At 57.3% G+C, this 16076-nt stretch carries 12 protein-coding genes and 2 tRNA genes; 13 read left to right on the plus strand and 1 reads right to left on the minus strand.

Features of this window, described 5'->3' with window-relative positions:
* Nucleotides 1–8 precede the first annotated feature (8 nt).
* Entirely contained in the window at nt 9–227 is a 219-nt protein-coding gene (locus DXC18_RS02540) for a hypothetical protein (protein ID WP_022094153.1), read from the plus strand.
* A 67-nt stretch (nt 228–294) separates the two neighbouring features.
* Here DXC18_RS02540 and DXC18_RS02545 read toward each other — a convergent pair whose 3' ends face one another.
* Nucleotides 295–3726 (minus strand): SpaA isopeptide-forming pilin-related protein, encoded by a 3432-nt coding sequence (locus tag DXC18_RS02545; RefSeq protein ID WP_117716222.1) that lies wholly within the window; start codon nt 3724–3726, stop codon nt 295–297.
* Nucleotides 3727–4023: 297 nt separating this feature from the next.
* Here DXC18_RS02545 and DXC18_RS02550 point away from each other — a divergent pair.
* The 12 genes from DXC18_RS02550 (at nt 4024) to DXC18_RS02605 (ending at nt 15729) form a co-directional block, all read left to right on the plus strand.
* Nucleotides 4024–4098, plus strand: a tRNA-Gly gene (locus DXC18_RS02550).
* Between the two features lie 425 nt (nt 4099–4523).
* Nucleotides 4524–5870: an adenylosuccinate lyase gene (gene purB, locus DXC18_RS02555; RefSeq protein ID WP_055251306.1), complete on the plus strand. Its 1347-nt coding sequence runs from the start codon at nt 4524–4526 to the stop codon at nt 5868–5870.
* A 138-nt stretch (nt 5871–6008) separates the two neighbouring features.
* Nucleotides 6009–6845, plus strand: coding sequence for an ABC transporter substrate-binding protein (locus tag DXC18_RS02560; protein ID WP_158551950.1), 837 nt, complete (start codon nt 6009–6011; stop codon nt 6843–6845).
* A complete protein-coding gene (locus DXC18_RS02565) occupies nt 6842–8641 on the plus strand; it encodes a diguanylate cyclase (protein WP_117716224.1) in 1800 nt (599 codons plus the stop codon). Before DXC18_RS02560 ends, DXC18_RS02565 begins: the two co-directional genes overlap by 4 nt.
* A 113-nt stretch (nt 8642–8754) precedes the next feature.
* A complete protein-coding gene (locus tag DXC18_RS02570; protein WP_117629999.1) occupies nt 8755–9018 on the plus strand; it encodes a TIGR03905 family TSCPD domain-containing protein in 264 nt (87 codons plus the stop codon).
* Nucleotides 9018–10229, plus strand: a complete 1212-nt coding sequence (locus tag DXC18_RS02575) for a twin-arginine translocation signal domain-containing protein (protein ID WP_117640630.1) — start codon at nt 9018–9020, stop codon at nt 10227–10229. The genes DXC18_RS02570 and DXC18_RS02575 overlap by 1 nt, the downstream gene beginning before the upstream one ends.
* A 153-nt stretch (nt 10230–10382) precedes the next feature.
* A complete protein-coding gene (locus DXC18_RS02580) occupies nt 10383–11105 on the plus strand; it encodes a response regulator transcription factor (protein ID WP_117716225.1) in 723 nt (240 codons plus the stop codon).
* Between the two features lie 11 nt (nt 11106–11116).
* A complete protein-coding gene (locus tag DXC18_RS02585; RefSeq protein ID WP_117716226.1) occupies nt 11117–12682 on the plus strand; it encodes a cell wall metabolism sensor histidine kinase WalK in 1566 nt (521 codons plus the stop codon).
* Nucleotides 12683–12800: 118 nt separating this feature from the next.
* Complete coding sequence (locus DXC18_RS02590; RefSeq protein ID WP_035136481.1) at nt 12801–13679, plus strand: phosphoribosylaminoimidazolesuccinocarboxamide synthase; 879 nt, start codon at nt 12801–12803, stop codon at nt 13677–13679.
* Nucleotides 13680–14255 (plus strand): hypothetical protein, encoded by a 576-nt coding sequence (locus tag DXC18_RS02595; protein WP_117716227.1) that lies wholly within the window; start codon nt 13680–13682, stop codon nt 14253–14255.
* A gap of 89 nt (nt 14256–14344) precedes the next feature.
* A complete protein-coding gene (locus tag DXC18_RS02600; RefSeq protein WP_117716228.1) occupies nt 14345–15625 on the plus strand; it encodes an aminopeptidase in 1281 nt (426 codons plus the stop codon).
* Nucleotides 15626–15653: 28 nt separating this feature from the next.
* Nucleotides 15654–15729: transfer RNA gene (locus DXC18_RS02605), tRNA-Lys, on the plus strand.
* Nucleotides 15730–16076: the final 347 nt, after the last annotated feature.

The following is a 16076-nucleotide window of genomic DNA, read 5'->3' on the forward strand; positions in this document are numbered from 1 at the left end:
GAGTCAACGTGTTTTCGTATATTAAGCGCCATTGGCCTGTCTACGTGATTTTGACCTTGATTGCCATTGCGTTAGGATTTGGGGCTGCCTACATCGTGGGTGCGAAGGGCTCGACCCCTGCCTCCGCAATCAGCGAAGAGGTGGAGCAAGAACAGAGCACGGGTGCCGATGGGATTCCTGAGTCCGAGCAGGCAATCGTTGATGGTGGATCTTCGTCTGCAGAGTAGATACGGCGATTTAAATGATTGAAAGCGGGCGAGCCGGGGGACTGGCTCGCCCGCTTTTTTCATCGTGCTAGCGGTTCTTTGGGATCGACCTAAGGCGAGCGAACCATAGGGCTGCGGCACCCGAGGTCAGAAGCGCGGTGATGCAGGCGGCGATGGGAACTGATCCTGTTGCCGGTAGGTCCTGCGGTAGGGTACAGCGTTGAGTGACACGGTCCTCGTCATGTGACTCAAGTTTATCGCCGCCGCCGTTGCGGCAAAGATCGACGCGCGCGCTGTTGGTGAGTGCGGTTTGGGGCGTATAAGCCGACGTTGCCTGCATGTGCACGGCTGCGCCCCGAGCGTCTGTGCCAAGGATTGCTTTGGCATCGTCAAGGTCGTCGTGCTCATCTTTGAGATCATCACGGGTCCAAGAATCCACATCGCTTCGAGTCGTAAAGTCGGCGGCTACTGCACCGTATTCAATGCGAATGCCCGTTACGACGGTATTGGATGCAAGGTCGAGTTCTTTCGCCTCGAGTGTGGTGGATTCCGTGGTCGAGACATCCGCCTTCCAGAGGTGCCAGCCGTCGTAATCGACGAGGCGGCAATCCTCACCCAGACTCTCTTTTACTTCGTCGGACTCAAGCCAAGGATTTTCGTGCCCATTGTCAAGCGTCGCGTTTGCCGGCCCATCGACGTCTGTCGAGTCCAACGGCGTCGTGCGATACCACACGTTGCACAGACCGTTGAGGTCGCCGATGGCGACGGGGGTTTCGATTGAGACGAATCTCGCCGTGCCGTCTTTGGCACACTCAAGATCATCGGTAATCGTAAACTCATCAACCCAGGTAGCTGAATCGTTTCGAGCATCGATGGTATAGGAGAAAAGTCCGTCCGTATTGGTTTGCGTCGCGGCGCGATTTTTACCATCGCCGTTGGCCAGCAGACCCTTCCCGATAGGTTGGACAAGTTCCTGACGCTTGTCGACCTGTCCTTTGATCTCGATGGGCGCATCCTTCATCGCGACGGATTGGACTTCTCCCGTATCCTTTATTTCAAACGTTATCTCCTCGGCAAGGTCATAGGTCCGCGGAGACATCGTTTCGCGCAACGAGTAGGTGCCGGGTACAAGATGTTCGATGCGGTGTGGCTTATCGGATGAGGTCCAGGAGTCTATTTCGGTTTTATCGGGACCATATAAGGTGAGCTGTGCACCTTTCACTTCCTGCTCTCCGCTTGCATCGACCTTGGAGATATCAACCTTGGTGTAATCGTCGGATACGTTAAGCCGTGCTTCCACAACGGGTGTTTTCTGGTCGGCATAGGTAAGGTCGACGATATGGTGCGTCCGGTCGAGTAAGAAGCCTGCCGGCGCTTGAGTCTCGACAACCTCGTAGCGTGCGGTGCCAGATCCCAGCGGGAGATCGTCCGCGCGTGCCTCTCCAGTTTCATCCGTCGCGATGGTCGCGACGGTCTCACCGTCGAGCGCGGCAATGCTACCATCGGGGCGCACGATATCACCCGAGGCACGGATCTCAAAGATGGCGCCCGCGAGGCTGCTGCCGTCTACGGCATCGGTTTTAACGATCCTGATGTTTCCGGTCGCGGCGTGGTCATAATACGAGGCGATTGCAATGGGCGTTAGGTTCATGTCGGCGGGTATGTTTACCTCGATCTCTTCACCGACAAGATAGGGCTCTTTGGCCGAAGTTTCGCGTACATAATAGGTGCCCGGCACGAGCGATTCGGGCAGTGTGACGGTGCCGGTCGCGTCAGTCGTAAAGGTGTCCATTACATTATGTGCTGGATACCAGCATGTTTGTGAGACAGGTTTGTGATTGCTGTCGAGGAGTTGGAAGGTGAATCCGGCTAGCGGAACAGAAGCGCCTGTTTGGGCATCGCGTTTTACAATCTGGAGATGCGTCGACAGAGCGTGGTTGTCCACGATATATTGAAGCTCGGCGCCGTCGGAAATCTGCTTGGCCCCGACGGTCCATTCCCCTGCACGTTTAAAACCCTCGGGGACGGTTTCCGGAACCTCGCGAACGGTGTAGCCGGCGCGGTCGTATGGGATGGCTCCGTGGACACCGGCGGGTCGCTTGCCTGCGCCGAACCATGCTTCTGACTGATCTTTGGTGGAGGCAAAGCCATAGATGTTTGTGGTCAGTGTGCCAACAACCTGCTGAGAGCTGTTGCTGACAACCTCAAAGACAACACCTCCTGCCGGCTGCTCCAGGCCGGATTGATCGCTATTGCCGTAGTCCTTGAATTTGGAAATCTCAAGGTCAAACGCAATGGGGATATCGGAAACGCGCGATTCGATCTCGACCACGCCTGAATCACCGAGCTGGTCGGCTCCAACGGTATAGGACCAGCTGTCGTTGGCTGGCAGGTAGCCCTCGGGGGCTTTTGACTCATAGATGGTAAAGGTTCCTAGGGGGACATCGGTGAGGGTAGCTCGACCGCTTTCATCGGTTGTGAGGGTTTGCGCCCATCCGGGGGTGGATTGCGACACGCACGTGAACTCTGCTCCCGCAAGTGAAGCTCCAGCCTGGGGTCCGGCATTCGTCGCGGCATCGAGTTTTACGACATGCAGGGTGATGGTGCCGGGTTGTTCATCAACGGCGACCTGTCCACCGTCATTCCCCGTGGTAAAGGCGATGCGATCACGACGGGGGACATAGCCGGCCGGCGCCTTTGTTTCAACTAGGTAGTATGCCGTGTTGGGCAGAAGTGCTGCCTGCGCTCGACCGTTGCTGTCCATCTGGATGGTGCCGACACGCGCGCCGCTGGCGCTCTCAAAAACATCGAATGTTGCCCCGTCAAACTGATAAGTATTGTTTCCGCTGGTAATGGCAGCGTTTGCAGACTGCTTTTGGAAGGAAACAGAGACCGCCGGCAGTACATAGAGCATGTCTTGACGTTTGCTGCCGCCCGATACGGCTCCTAGATAGCGCCGCGCGCGGTGCGGAGCGGCTTTGATGCTTCCTGATTTTGCGCTGTCGTGGAGCCATCGCGCAGCCGCCACGACTTCATTGTCGGCGGTAAAGTGTCCACTCTTGGTTTTGCCCTGAGCGGTCGTGTAGGAGTAGGTGCCGTCGACATGGGTAGTGCCGTTGAGCATCCATACGGCAAGCTGGGTGGCGGCGCGGGCGCGATCTGGTGAAAGATGGTAACCGCCAAACGACGTGGCGGTAGGATATCCGTGACAAACGATTGCCGCGAACTCGTCGTCGAGCCACACCCAGCCTTGATCAAAGTTGAGCCATGGGCCGCCCGGCTTGGTGGGGCCGGGGCGCTCCTGGTTCATGCAGTAGACAATCGAGGCGTCTTGAGCTTCATACTTGCCGATGAAGAAGGGCCCACAATCATCGCTAATAGTGCGGAAGCCGAGCTGGTCGTAGCCATCGACGGCAAATGCGGCTCCCGGTGCCAGGCAGCCGAAAAGCAGGAAGAGGAGCAGGAGCAGCGGGCCTGTTGCGATTGCGCTGTGGACAGAGTGCGTGGGTGCGTTGGACATGGCTGCTCCTTATCCCTCGTGCGCCGCACGGGGAGGCTGCGACGCGTATGATGAGGCTACCCCCGAGGTTCATGCGGGTAAGTACCGGAGCCTGACCAAAAGCTTGCCCAATTCCTGACAAATTGAGCTCAAATACAACAATCAAGCAAAAGCGCAGGTAGAAGATAAGGAGAACAGGAGGCCAAAGGTCCTCGTCTCCACAATTGATGCGATTTTCAAACGAATCTCCACAGCTAAAACAAGCATCGCCACCCTTGTATCGAACAAGACAACCGCGTTATACTAGCCAACACACAAGCGGGCATCGCCAAGTGGTAAGGCATCAGCTTCCCAAGCTGACACTCGCGGGTTCGAGTCCCGTTGCCCGCTCCAGAAAAAGTAAAAGCACGACACCGTTCCGGTGCCGTGCTTTTTTCAATAAAGCGCCGGGACTCGAACCCGCCAGGGTGCGAGCGTAAAACAAACGCGAAGCGTTTGTAGCGAGCAGGCGAAGGCGCCGGCAGGCGCCTGAAGCCGGTGCGGATTTGCGAAGCAAATACGCGGACGTCCCGTTGCCCGCTCCATCGAGCGCGGGAGACAGCCGGGGGCGTCAGATTCAACCCATTTTGCCCGCGCATGGGTGTAGGTCCGGGTGTGTCGCCGCAGCCGGTGCGTATTTGCGAAGCAAATACGCGGATGTCCCCATGCCCGCTCCAATTCCAAAATGTTAGGTTCATGCCTGCTGTCCATACTTGCACCTGCGCACGGTACAATGGTTGGGTTACGACCAACGTGCCAATAACCAAAAAGGAGCCGCTATGATCGATCGCTATACCCGCCCGGAGATGGGACACATCTTCTCCCTCGAGAACAAGTACGCCATTTGGCAGGAGATCGAGGTTCTGGCCTGCGAGGCCCAGGCGGAGCTCGGTAAGATCGGTATTTCCAAAGACGAGGCCCAGTGGATCCGCGATCATGCCAACTTTGAGAAGGCGAAGGTCGATGAGATCGAGGAAGTCACGCGCCACGACGTCATTGCCTTCCTGACCAACATGAAGGAATACATCGATGCCGATGTTCCCGAGGGCGACCCCAAGCCCAGCCGCTGGGTTCACTATGGCATGACCAGCTCCGATCTGGGCGACACGGCTCTGTGCTACCAGCTCACCCAGGCCTGCGACTTGATCATCGAGGATGTCAAGAAGCTCGGCGAGATTTGCAAGCGTCGCGCCTTTGAGGAGCGCAATACGCTCTGTGCCGGCCGCACTCATGGCATCCATGCCGAGCCGATGACCTTCGGCATGAAGTTTGGCTCTTGGGCCTGGGAGCTCAAGCGCGATCTGGACCGTCTTGAGGATGCCCGCAAGAACGTTGCCTTTGGTGCCATCTCGGGCGCTGTCGGCACCTACAGCTCCATCGAGCCGTTTGTCGAGGAATATGTCTGCGAGCACCTGGGCCTGGTTCACGACCCACTGTCCACGCAGGTCATCAGCCGCGATCACCATGCCTACCTTGCCGGCGTTCTCGCCACCACCGCGGCCACCTGTGAGCGCATCGCTACCGAGGTTCGCAACCTGCAGAAGACCGATACGCTCGAGGCCGAGGAGCCGTTCCGCAAGGGTCAAAAGGGCAGCTCCGCCATGCCGCACAAGCGCAACCCCATCACCATGGAGAAGGTCTGCGGCCTGTCGCGCGTCGTAAAGTCCAACGCCCAGGTCGCCTTCGACAACGTCGCCCTGTGGCACGAGCGTGACATTTCGCACTCCTCTGCCGAGCGCGTCGCCCAGGCCGATAGTTTCATCGCGCTCGACCACATGTTCCAGTGCCTCATCCGCGTTATCGACGGCCTGCAGCTGTATCCGGCTCGCATGATGGCCAACCTCAACAAGACTCGCGGTCTCATCTTCTCCTCCAAGGTCCTGCTGGCCCTCGTCGATACGGGCATCACCCGCGAGGACGCGTACGCCATTGTGCAGGAGAACGCCATGGCAACCTGGCACGAGGTGCAGGATTGCGTCTCCGGCCCCACCTTTAAGGAGCGTCTCGAGGCCGACCCGCGCTGCACCGTCAGCCAGGAGAAGCTCGACGAGATCTTTGATCCGTGGGACTTCCTCACCCGTATCGACACGGTCTTCGATCGCCTGGAGCAGTTGAGCTTCGAGTAGGGTTAAACTAATTCGACCGCTTGCGGTTGCATTTGGACCATTGGCGCCTTGCCCGTCTTGGGCGAGGCGCTTTTTTATTGCCGCATCAGCCCCGGGTATAAAATGAAATCCGACTGCTGTTTCGATGAAGGGAGGCGCGTGCCCGGACGTATCAAGCGAGTCGCCATTGTCTCGTTTACGCTCATGCTCCTTGTTGCTGCCTGTGTGGCCGCCCTGACGTATACCGTTCGAAGCAGTTCTTCCTCCTCGAATGAAGCCGACAAAGATCTCCCAGTACTCAAAATCGGCGTTACGGATAACGACCCCTATGTGTATATCGATACCACGGGCGATTACGTCGGTATCGATATCGACATCGCCCGCGAGGCCTGCAAGCGTGCGGGGCTCAAGCCACAGTTTGTCGATATTGACTGGAACGATCGCGACCGGCTGCTCAAAAACGGTGATATCGATTGCCTGTGGTGTGATTATTCTCCCTGTTATCGCGAGGATAAGTATTACTGGACCGAGCCGTATCTAACCGTGACGGTCTCGGTTGCCGCCAAGAAAACGAGTGGCATCAAGTCCTTGGCGCATCTCGATGGAAGCAAGACCATCGCGGTGATTGCGGGCTCGGTGAGCGAACGCCGATTGCTCGCAGGGGATCTGGAAATCTCGCCGGACGTGCAAATCAAATCGTATGGTTCTGCCGAGCTCTGCAAAGCCGCCCTCGCCAAAGGGTATGTCGACTGTTGGATGGCGGACGTTCAGCCGCTTGATCGACTTGTCGCCCAGTATCCCGGCCTTTACCGCGTGTTCGCTGACAACGTTATGACGGTTGACCTTGGCGTCGCGTTTAAGGACGGCTATGAGGGGGAGTACGTCAAAAACCTCAATACCGTGCTGTTCGAGATGGATCGAGATGGCACGATTGAGCGCATTGTGGGCAAGTACAAGGCGGGGGCGACGACGGACGGGCAAGGAGCGGAATCATGACAAATGATGAGCGCCGCTTACGCCGAAAGGCATTAGTCACCGTGGCTATCTGCGTTGTGGCCAGCGCTGCTTTGTTGGGTCTGCTGTATGTGGTCGGCACGCATCGCTGTCTCGATAAAACGCTTGGGTTTGGCCAGGAAACCATGGTGTTTTTAAAAAACGCCTGCGAAAAATATGACCGATATGAACAGGGAAGAAAAACCGAGGCGACGCACAATTTGGATGCCGCGCTCGAGTCGTTTGCGACGTTCTTGCCACCTGATCACGTTGAAGTCAACGATGACCTCGTCGAGGAGTACGTCCATACCGAGCACCTTTCGGGAATGTTGGTCATGGACGCCGACGGTCATATGGCCGCTCATTACGATATCGACGGTCGCGATCCGCTGATGCTATGGCGAGAGGAGCTTGCCTGTTCGTCGGTCGCATCGATGTACCGAGGCTCCAAGGTGTCCTACTCGACGGTCGTTGAGCGTCGAGATGTCGACTTTGCCGTGAGTGTTGTTCCGTACGGTGATGGCGTAGCGCTGGGGTATCGATCGCTTGCGCCCGAGCCCGCCGATGATTATTCGTATACGATCGCCGACGTGCTCGTGAACAACACATTCCATCAGAGCCCAACGGTGTTCGTGATGCGCGATGCACAAATCGTTTCTTCAAACGATTCGACCGTCGATATAACTCTCGCCCGGCTTCTTGCCGATAGCGGAATTGATTGGAAAGACGAAGGCTTATCACGTGTCGAATATCGGGGAAGTACCTGGTATGCCGTGCGTGCGGCGTATAAGGACTATCGCCTGTTTGCGCTCTATCCCAAATCTGAGGTCATGTCGGGCAGGATTTCATTTATCACTGCCGGCGTACTGGCGTTCCTGGTGTTTTTGGTTGTAGTGCTGTTGGTGCGTATCGTCGCCGATCGTCGCAATTTGGCCGAAAAGGACAAGCAGCTCGGCATCATCAATGCCATCAGTTCCACGTATGAGTCGACCCTCCTGTTGCATCTCGACACGCTTGAGATCGAGGGGATTAACATGTCGCCATCGGTGGCGAAGATATTTGCCGAGCACTCCGAGGCATATGACTTTTTTGCAACGGTTTGCCGAGACATTGTGAGTCCCGAAAGTCGCGAGGCGGTCATGGAACTCTTAGATATAAAGACGCTTCGGGATCGTATGGAGGGCGTGCCGTACTTGGATGCCGAGGTACGAGACTGCCGAGGTACGTGGTATTCGCTGCAGGTTGTTCCACAGCGCCGCGATGAGCGGGGTCGACTGGAATCGGTCGTCGTGGCAACGCATAACATCTCGATGACAAAGCGCGCCGAGGAGCTTTCTTTCCAGGACAAGCTGACGGGACTTCGCAATAGAAATTACCTTGAGTCCCTTGGCGACGACCTGGTGAACGAGTCCCTGCCCGTGAGTGTGATCATGATGGACTGCAATTTCCTCAAGCGTACCAACGATCTCTACGGTCACGAAATGGGCGATGAGCTGCTACGGCGTACGGCGTCTGTATTGAGGCGGGCGGCAGGCGAGAAATATGTGCCTATGCGCATTGGTGGCGACGAGTTCTTGCTGATTTGCCCTCACACCGATCACGAATCCGCATGTGAAGTAGTGCAAGATCTTCGCCTCAGCCTTGCTGCTGCGAGCGATGAGGTGCTGACAGTCAGTGCGTCGTTTGGCGTCGCGACGGCAGAGGCACCCGGTTATACACTGACCGAGATTTACCACATCGCTGACCACAACATGTATCAAGAGAAACGAAAAGTCCACGCTCGGGAAGCAGATTGCTAGTATTGCTGTTGCCGGTTTGCGCATTGGGGAATGTTGAATCGGTGCCCGCGATACTTTATCGGTTCGGACGGGGATAATAGACGTCTGAAATTGCTTTACGAGAGGGGAACGCAATGATTAGTTTTGATTACAAGCCTCAGGGCGTATGCGCTCGCAATATCCACCTTGACCTGTCCGATGACGGCAACAAGGTGGTGGGCGTCGAGTTTACCGGTGGCTGCAACGGCAATCTCAAGGCTATCTCTAAGCTGGTCGAGGGTGCTCCTGCCGATCGTGTAATCGAGGTTCTCGCTGGTAATACCTGCGGTATGAAAAAGACCTCCTGCGCCGACCAGCTTACACGCGCTATCGAGGCCGCTCGCGCCGAGATCGCCTAATGGGTATCGCCGACCACGTCAAGAACGGAATATCGCGCCGCGGCTTTGTGCTCGGAGGGGCTGCCGCGGGCGCTGCCACAGTGCTTGCCGGATGCTCGAAAAAAACGGGCACCAGCGATGATGCCGCCGGCGAGCCGCAGGTTATCAAGGACGATTCCAAAATCATCTCGATTACGGATGAGTACGAGGCAGTCGACATCGATCTTGAGCCGGCGGCGTCGTGGACGCTGCCTCTGGGTACGCTGCTGTACTACTGCGACGGCGATTACGCCGCGGCGATGATGGCGCCTGCTTCTGCCCTGCATGCCAATACGCTTGGTGTGCTCAACCTGGGCGATGGCTCGCTTACCACATTAATCGAGGATCCTATCGAGGGCACGGGATATGCATTTTACGATGTCCGTGCCGGCGATGGCGTGTTTGCGTGGGTTGAGATGAACTTTGCCAATTCATCGTGGAAGCTCTACGCTCAAAATCTGTCGGGCGCTTCGCTCTCTGGCGACGTGGTTGAGCTCGATCGGGGTGGCAAGGACTATGATCCGCCACTGTTTACGGCGTTCGGGTCATCAGTCATCTGGTATAAAATGCCTTCGGCAGGCGGCAATAAAACGAGTAGTGATTCGTTTTGCTATCGTCGCTCGCTTGATGAATCCAAGGCAGAGACAATTTGGAAATCGACGGGCCGCTTTGCATCGGCCCCGCGTGCGAGCGACGGCATTTTGACCATCTCGCCGCGTGTCCGCAACGACGAGGGCGTCTACTACGGCATAACGGCAATCGATCTGACCGACGGCAACAACACCAAACGTGCCCAGCTAGTCCTTCCCTCGTCAGTCTCGCCTTTCGAGGCCGTATATATGGGCGATACCTTCGTGTTTTCTATCGAGGCGACCTATAGTGGCGTGGGCAGCTTGGGCAACATGGGCACGTATATCGGTAATGAGGGAGGGCCGTACCTCTTCCTGTCACGCGAGCCGCTCGCATGTGCGGCTGGCAAGAAGAATAAATACCTTGTTAAGGTGCAGGCATCGCATTTCCTGATCGACACCTCTGCCAAGACCTATGGCTCGCTGCTGTCGCCCGACCGCGCTTTGGAGTATGGCGATTATCCAGCTACGGCGGGAAAATCGGACTCATTCCTTACGTACGCCACGGTGCGCAACAGCCAGGGTATACCAGAGACGGTCACTGCACGCCTATTCTCTCTTTAAGCTTAGAGGGGTTAAAAAGGCGCCAACAGGGGAATAAACGCGTTGTAATTGTGAGTACCGCCCGCCGAGCCGCCGCGTCATAGCGGCATCCGGCGGGCTCAGGTGCGTTAAAATGGGCTTGTTCTTAGCTAATTGAGACAGGGGGGCCGTGTTATGGCTTCAGATGCAAAAAAGATTCTGCTGGTCGAGGATGAGAAGGCAATCCGTGACGCCGTCGCTGCCTATCTCGAGCGCGAAGGCTACTGGGTTGTGGGTGTCGGCGACGGCCAGTCCGCGATCGAGGAGTTCGAGAAGCATCAGTTCGACCTGGTCGTGCTCGACCTTATGCTCCCCAAGATTCCCGGCGAGCGCGTTTGCCGCACTATCCGCGATACCTCGGATGTGCCCATTATCATGCTTACCGCCAAGGGCGAGATCGAGGACCGCATTATCGGCCTCGAACTTGGTGCCGACGACTACCTGATCAAGCCGTTCTCGCCGCGCGAGCTCGTCGCCCGCGTCCGCGCGCTGTTCCGTCGTGCCCACCAGGCTGACGAGCCTGCCGTTGAGGTGCTCGACTTTGGCGATCTGGTCATCGATATCTCGGGCCACAAGATCTTGGTCGAGAACAAGGAAGTAGACCTGACCGCTTCCGAGTTTAAGCTGCTCACCACGCTTGCCCGTCATCCCGGTCGTGTCTACAACCGTATGGAGCTGGTTGAGAAGGTGCTCGGCTACGACTTTGAGGGCTATGAGCGCACCATCGATAGCCACGTGAAGAACCTTCGCGCCAAGCTGGGCGATGATCCCAAGAAGCCTAAGTGGCTCTACACCGTCCACGGCGTCGGCTATCGTTTTGAGGCCCCGGCCAAGACCGATAAGTCGGACGAGAAATAGGGAAATCACATATGACACCTGCGCGCTTTGAAATCGGACAAAAGCACAAGCAGGAGAACGAGGCGGGTTCCAAGGCAAGTTGGAACACGCCTCGTTCCGATTCACGGCCAACGATGAGCTATCCCTCGCGTATGGCCTTGGCTTTTGCCCTGACGTCGCTCATGACGGTATTGGTGCTGGTGGGCGTTGTCTCCGTTGTGTGGGGCACCGTCTTTTCGGATTACACGCGTTCCAATATCGTTGAGATCGCCAATTCCGCCGCCGAAAAGCTTGCGACGTCGTATGAGGAAAACGGCAATTGGACGGCTGGCGAGCTGCGCACGGTCGCGACATCGAGTTTGGTGTCCGACGATTTGGGCATGCAGGTCGTCAACAAAAAGGGCGTGATCGTTTATGACGACTCATGGCCTTCGGCAAGTGCGACCGCCGATGTGCGCGAGAGCGAATCGACGTCGAGCAGCGCAAGCGGTAAAAAGGCCTCGCATAGCCCGGTCTCGTCGGCTCCCACCGACTCCGATAGCGTTGCCAACGTCGAAATCATAACGTCTTCCGGCGAGCATGTCGGACAGGTAAAGCTATGGGCGATCGGGTCCGACGCACTGCTCACCAAGGCAGATTCTGCGTTTAGAGAGAAGACCTTTAACGCCATGGCCCTTGCTGCGGTTGTTGCCGTCTGCATCTCGGTCGTTATCGGATCGCTCATGTCGCGCATGCTCACCAAGCCGATTCATCGTATTACCAGCACGGCCAAGCAAATTCGCGATGGTGATCTATCAGCTCGCACGGGCTTGCGCGGCGATGACGAAATCGATCAGCTGGGTGAGACCTTTGATGAGATGGCCACCTCGCTCGAGAAGGACATGAAGCACGAAAAGCGCCTGACCTCGGATGTCGCCCACGAGCTTCGCACGCCGCTTATGGCCATGCTTGCAACGGTCGAGGCCATGCAGGACGGGGTGTATCCCACCGATGATGAACATTTGGAAACTGTTGCTTCCGAGACGCGTCGCCTGGCCCGTCTGGTGCAGCAGATGCTCGACCTGTCGCGCATGGAAAACAGCACGGCGCCGCTCAATCTTGAACCGGTGGACATGGTTCCGTTCGTGCGATCGATTGTGAACGGCCAGGAGCGTCTGTTTGCCGACCGAGACCTTCGTCTTCGCTTTGCAGATGAAACCCAGGGACACGACGATGTCGTCGAGGCCGATCCCGACATGATCACGCAATGCGTCATCAACCTCATGAGCAACGCCATGCGCTACACCCCCGAGGGCGGTTGGGTCGTGGTGTCGGTGCTCAGTGACCGCAAGCATGTCAGTATTGCCGTTTCGGATACCGGTATCGGTATTGCCAAGGACGATCTGTCGCGCATCTTCGGGCGGTTTTGGCGCGCCGATGCCAGCCGCGCCCGCGAAGCTGGCGGCCTGGGCGTTGGCCTCGCCGTGACCAAGCAGATTGTCGAGCGTCATCACGGCTACATATCCGTGGAGTCGGAGCTTGGAAAGGGTACGACTTTTACGATTCATCTGCCTCGCGAGCACACGGCGGACGCGGCATCTACTACAATGGAGCACTAGCTTTTCGCTATTCGGTGAAGGAGGGGTTTCGTCCCTGCCGCTCCGAGTTTGCGAAAACGTGCGGGAAAGAACCCGCATTTCTGTCGTATTTAGGTAAGGAGTGACTCACGTGACAACGATGGAGCGTCGTCCGGATTCCCGTGGCAAGGTTCGTGATATCTACGATGCCGGTGAAAACCTGCTGATGGTCGCCACCGACCGCATTTCTGCGTTCGACTTCATTCTTCCCGACGAGATTCCGTTTAAGGGAGAGGTGCTCAATCGCATCTCGGCATTCTGGTTCGATAAGTTTGCCGACATCGTCCCCAACCATCTCGTTTCCATCGACCCGGCGGATTTCCCCGAGGAGTTTGCTGAGTATCGTGACTACCTCGCTGGCCGCGCCATGCTGGTTAAGAAGGCCCAGACGATTCCTATCGAGTGCATCGTCCGCGGCTATCTGACCGGTTCGGGCAAGAAGACCTACGACGAGAACGGCACCGTCTGCGGCATCCAGCTGCCTGAGGGCCTGACCGAGGCTTCCAAGCTTCCCGAGCCGCTGTTCACGCCGTCCACGAAGGCCGAGATCGGTGACCACGACGAGAACATCTCGTTCGAGCGTTGCTGCGAGATCGTGGGCGAGGACATCGCCACGCAGATTCGTGACCTGTCTCTCAAGATCTACAAGGCCGCTGCTGAGTACGCCGCGACCCGTGGCATCATCATCGCCGACACCAAGTTTGAGTTTGGTGTCATCGATGGCAAGGTCACGCTGATCGACGAGTGCCTCACGCCCGACTCCAGCCGTTTCTGGCCTGCCGCCAGCTACGAGGAGGGCAAGATCCAGCCTAGCTACGACAAGCAATTCGTCCGCAATTGGCTCAAGGCCAACTGGGATATGACGGGGGAGACCCCGCATCTGCCCGCCGAGGTCATCGATGGCACGTCCGAGCGCTATCGCGAGGCCTTCCAGATCATCACGGGCTCCCAGTTCACAAGCATGAAGGAGAACGCGTAAGTGAGTACCCGCAGCGCCACGAACAAGCGCACGCAATCCCGCGAGGTCACCGGGGTTGCGCGCAAGTCCGCCGCATCCGCCAAGCCCGCTCGTCAGGCAGCAGGTTCTGTTCACGTCGTGCCGGCATCATCCAAGGCACGCCGTAAGGAGCTCGAGAAGGGTGAAAACCTGGAAGGCCTTTCCAAGGAGGAGAAACGCGCCCGCAAGGCCAAACAGCGCGCCAAGGAGGACCGCATCTACACGGTGTCGAATATCCTCCTCAAGCAGGATGGGGACTACACCAAGCGCCGTCGTATCTGGTGGGCCGTGCTCGCCATCGGCATGGTACTCGTCGTGGCAATTGGGGCTTCGCTCTACTTCGCTCCCGGCGGCACGGTGTCCAGCCCCGTCCAGATGGTCGGCATTGTTTTGTCCTACGTCGTCATTCTGGGTGACTTCATCTACGACTTCGTGCGCATCCGTCCCTTGCGTAATATGTATCGCACGCAGGCCGAGGGTATGTCCGATAACAAGCTCAACGCCATTATCGAGCGTTCGGCTGCCGAGGAGGACAAGAAGGCCTCCAAGAAGAAGTAGCGTTTGCATACATACTTATCGCTAAGATATAAGGCGCGTCGTTTTTGCGGCGCGCCTTTTTACTGTTCTATAGATAGATGGAGTGGCACATGATTCGAGCTGCCCTGACGGTCGAAGAAGCTCTGGAGGGCATGAAGGCCCTGGAGCCCAAGATTAAAAACTACGCGCGCCTGGTCGTTCGCAAGGGCGTAAACGTCAAGCCCGGCCAGGAGGTCGTCGTTCAGTCTCCGGTCGAGTGCGCGCCGTTTGCGCGCGTGGTGGTCGCGGAGGCCTATGCTGCCGGCGCCGGCCACGTGACGGTCATTTGGGCTGATGATGCCGTGACGAGGCTCACGTACGAGCATGTCGATAAAAGCTATTTTGAGCAGACGCCCGAGTGGAAGCGCCTGCAGCTGGATTCCCTGGCCCAGGACGGTGCCTGCTTTATCTTTATCGAGGGTGCGGATCCTGCAGCCCTCAAGGGCATCGATCCAGCCAAGCCGGCCGCGGCATCCAAGGCGAGGAATACGCAGTGCAAAGTTTTCCGCCGTGGACTGGATTACAACATCAATCCGTGGTGCATCGCCGGCGCTCCGGTCGTGGCTTGGGCGCACGAGGTGTTCCCGGGAGACGCCGATGAGGTTGCAATCTATAAGCTGTGGAATGCGATTCTGCACACCGCTCGCGCCGATGGCCAGGACCCGGAGAGCGACTGGGAACTCCATGACGCCGCATTCGAAAAGAACCTGCGTTTCCTAAACGATAATCAATTTGATTGCCTGCACTACACCGCTTCGAACGGAACCGATCTGACGATTGGCATGACGAAAGGTCACGAGTGGGCCGGCGGCAAGGGCAAGACGCCCGATGGACATCCCTTCTTCCCCAACATTCCCACCGAGGAGGTCTTCACTTCGCCCGATCGCATGCGTGCCGACGGTATCGTGTACTCGGCCATGCCGCTCATCCACCACGGCAATAAAGTCGACGATTTTTGGATTAAGTTCGAGGGCGGCCGTGTGGTGGACTACGATGCCCGCGTGGGCAAGGCGACGCTTGCGAGCATCATTGACACCGACGGAGGTGCCGCTCATCTGGGCGAGGTCGCGCTCATCTCCAAGAACACGCCGATCCGTGAAAGTGGCGTTCTGTTCTACGATACGCTCTATGACGAGAATGCCAGCTGCCACCTTGCGCTGGGTGTCGGCTTCCCCGAGTGCATCGAGGGCGGGTATGACATGTCCAAGGAGGAGCTTCTGGAGCATGGCGTTAACGTATCGAGCACGCACGTCGATTTTATGATCGGCACGGACGACATCGATATTACGGGAATTACGCCTGATGGACGTGAAGTTGTGATTTTCCAGAACGGCCAATGGAGTTGGGAATAGTCCCAGACCGTGGTACAATGCCACCCGCGGGCCGTTAGCTCAGCTGGCAGAGCAGGGGACTTTTAATCCCAAGGTCCAGGGTTCGAACCCCTGACGGCCCACCATAGAATAGAAAAGCGACTGGCGGATGCCGGCCGCTTTTTTGTTGCCGGTGCACGGGTTCGAACCCGTATCTATCTATATATAAGAACGCTTGGCGAACAAAACCCGCCTTTTACCGACGGGAAACAAATAGCTCATGCTTTTGGAGTAAAGTGGCGCTCCAGAGATGACCGATGCCTTAACGCCTATAAACCAGCTGGTCATCGCCAATATCAGAAGCTGCTGCTTCGAATACGGCCTCAGTGAAGCAACTGAGGGTTCTATTCATTTGTGAACAAAATATGGAGTGCGTGATTCCCGCCCCCGGGGCCCCTCCGGTCTGGCAATATATCTCCTTGCCGCGCGGCCC

It is taken from the genome of Collinsella sp. OM08-14AT (genome assembly GCF_003438115.1).
Lineage (GTDB): Bacteria > Actinomycetota > Coriobacteriia > Coriobacteriales > Coriobacteriaceae > Collinsella.